This window comes from Vibrio sp. 10N.261.46.A3, assembly GCF_041472995.1.
Classification (GTDB): Bacteria; Pseudomonadota; Gammaproteobacteria; order Enterobacterales; family Vibrionaceae; genus Vibrio; species Vibrio coralliirubri.
In genome coordinates this window covers 1-2,580 of record NZ_JBFRRH010000013.1, presented here as the reverse complement: position 1 = coordinate 2,580, position 2,580 = coordinate 1, and the positions used below count along the sequence as shown (strand labels likewise).

Below are 2,580 nucleotides of genomic sequence, written 5' to 3'. Positions count from 1 at the left end.
ATCAGTGAAAACGAGTAGGGCGGGACACGTGATATCCTGTCTGAATATGGGGGGACCATCCTCCAAGGCTAAATACTACTGACTGACCGATAGTGAACCAGTACCGTGAGGGAAAGGCGAAAAGAACCCCTGTGAGGGGAGTGAAATAGAACCTGAAACCGTGTACGTACAAGCAGTAGGAGCACCTTCGTGGTGTGACTGCGTACCTTTTGTATAATGGGTCAGCGACTTAATTTTAGTAGCAAGGTTAACCGTTTAGGGGAGCCGTAGGGAAACCGAGTCTTAACTGGGCGTACAGTTGCTAGGATTAGACCCGAAACCAGGTGATCTAGCCATGGGCAGGTTGAAGGTTGAGTAACATCAACTGGAGGACCGAACCGACTAATGTTGAAAAATTAGCGGATGACTTGTGGCTAGGGGTGAAAGGCCAATCAAACCTGGAGATAGCTGGTTCTCCCCGAAAGCTATTTAGGTAGCGCCTCGGACGAATACTACTGGGGGTAGAGCACTGTTAAGGCTAGGGGGTCATCCCGACTTACCAACCCTTTGCAAACTCCGAATACCAGTAAGTACTATCCGGGAGACACACGGCGGGTGCTAACGTCCGTCGTGGAGAGGGAAACAACCCAGACCGCCAGCTAAGGTCCCAAAGTATAGCTAAGTGGGAAACGATGTGGGAAGGCTCAGACAGCCAGGATGTTGGCTTAGAAGCAGCCATCATTTAAAGAAAGCGTAATAGCTCACTGGTCGAGTCGGCCTGCGCGGAAGATGTAACGGGGCTAAGCTATACACCGAAGCTGCGGCTACGTACCTTAGGGTATGTGGGGTAGGGGAGCGTTCTGTAAGCCGTTGAAGGTGGTCTGTAAGGGCTGCTGGAGGTATCAGAAGTGCGAATGCTGACATGAGTAACGATAAAGGGAGTGAAAAACTCCCTCGCCGGAAGACCAAGGGTTCCTGTCCAACGTTAATCGGGGCAGGGTAAGTCGACTCCTAAGGCGAGGCCGAAAGGCGTAGTCGATGGGAAACGGGTTAATATTCCCGTACTTCTTACAATTGCGATGGGGGGACGGAGAAGGCTAGGTGGGCCTGGCGACGGTTGTCCAGGTTCAAGTACGTAGGCGGGTGGTTTAGGTAAATCCGGACCGCTACTAACGCTGAGATACGATGTCGAGCTACTACGGTAGTGAAGTCATTGATGCCATGCTTCCAGGAAAAGCCTCTAAGCTTCAGATTGTAAGGAATCGTACCCCAAACCGACACAGGTGGTCGGGTAGAGAATACCAAGGCGCTTGAGAGAACTCGGGTGAAGGAACTAGGCAAAATGGTACCGTAACTTCGGGAGAAGGTACGCTCTTATCAGTGAAGTCCCTTGCGGATGGAGCAGACGAGAGTCGCAGATACCAGGTGGCTGCAACTGTTTATTAAAAACACAGCACTGTGCAAAATCGTAAGATGACGTATACGGTGTGACGCCTGCCCGGTGCCGGAAGGTTAATTGATGGGGTTAGACTTCGGTCGAAGCTCTTGATCGAAGCCCCGGTAAACGGCGGCCGTAACTATAACGGTCCTAAGGTAGCGAAATTCCTTGTCGGGTAAGTTCCGACCTGCACGAATGGCGTAATGATGGCCACGCTGTCTCCACCCGAGACTCAGTGAAATTGAAATCGCTGTGAAGATGCAGTGTACCCGCGGCTAGACGGAAAGACCCCGTGAACCTTTACTACAGCTTGGCACTGAACATTGAACCTACATGTGTAGGATAGGTGGGAGACTTTGAAACCGCGTCGCTAGATGTGGTGGAGTCGTCCTTGAAATACCACCCTTGTAGTTTTGATGTTCTAACGTTGGTCCCTGAATCGGGATTACGGACAGTGCCTGGTGGGTAGTTTGACTGGGGCGGTCTCCTCCCAAAGAGTAACGGAGGAGCACGAAGGTGGGCTAAACACGGTTGGACATCGTGTGGTTAGTGCAATGGCATAAGCCCGCTTGACTGCGAGAATGACAATTCGAGCAGGTGCGAAAGCAGGTCATAGTGATCCGGTGGTTCTGAATGGAAGGGCCATCGCTCAACGGATAAAAGGTACTCCGGGGATAACAGGCTGATACCGCCCAAGAGTTCATATCGACGGCGGTGTTTGGCACCTCGATGTCGGCTCATCACATCCTGGGGCTGAAGTCGGTCCCAAGGGTATGGCTGTTCGCCATTTAAAGTGGTACGCGAGCTGGGTTTAGAACGTCGTGAGACAGTTCGGTCCCTATCTGCCGTGGGCGTTGGAAAATTGAAAGGGGCTGCTCCTAGTACGAGAGGACCGGAGTGGACGAACCTCTGGTGTTCGGGTTGTCATGCCAATGGCATTGCCCGGTAGCTAAGTTCGGAATCGATAACCGCTGAAAGCATCTAAGCGGGAAGCGAGCCTTGAGATGAGTTTTCCCTGGCGCTATAAGTGTCCTAAAGGGTTGTCGTAGACTACGACGTTGATAGGCAGGGTGTGTAAGTGCTGCGAGGCATTGAGCTAACCTGTACTAATTGCCCGTGAGGCTTAACCATACAACACCCAAGGGGTTTTGTGGACTCAAAGA

At 51.9% G+C, this 2,580-nt stretch carries 1 rRNA gene (only partly in view); it reads left to right on the top strand.

Annotated elements, in window-relative coordinates:
• Nucleotides 1-2,548, top strand: a 23S ribosomal RNA gene (locus tag AB4484_RS04210); it begins 1,069 nt to the left of the window's first position.
• The last annotated feature ends 32 nt before the right edge of the window (nucleotides 2,549-2,580 follow it).